This is a genomic window from Martelella sp. AMO21009, assembly GCF_053484295.1.
Genome location: NZ_JBAKFR010000076.1, coordinates 1 through 398 on the forward strand (window position 1 = coordinate 1; position 398 = coordinate 398).

Annotated in this window: 1 protein-coding gene; it reads right to left on the bottom strand. The window is 62.8% G+C overall.

The window, feature by feature from the left end; all coding sequences use genetic code 11:
- On the bottom strand, window positions 1-398 hold a 398-nt coding region (locus tag V6766_RS25515; RefSeq protein WP_448471035.1), incomplete at both ends, for a GTP-binding protein.

Below are 398 nucleotides of genomic sequence, written 5' to 3' on the forward strand. Positions count from 1 at the left end.
ACCGTGCCGCGGCCGGAGATCGAGAACACGTCTTCGATCGGCATCAGGAAGGGCTGGTCAACCGGACGCTCGGGCGTCGGGATGTAGTCGTCAACGGCAGCCATCAGTTCGCGAACGGCGTCTTCGCCGATCTTCTTGTCCGAATCTTCGAGAGCCGCCAGAGCCGAACCCTTGATGATCGGGATTTCGTCACCGGGGAACTCGTAAGAGTCGAGCAGTTCGCGGACTTCCATTTCGACGAGCTCGAGCAGCTCTTCGTCATCGACCTGGTCGACCTTGTTCAGGAACACGACGATCGCCGGAACGCCAACCTGACGGGCAAGCAGGATGTGCTCGCGGGTCTGCGGCATCGGGCCGTCGGCGGCGGACACGACCAGGATCGCGCCGTCCATCTGGGC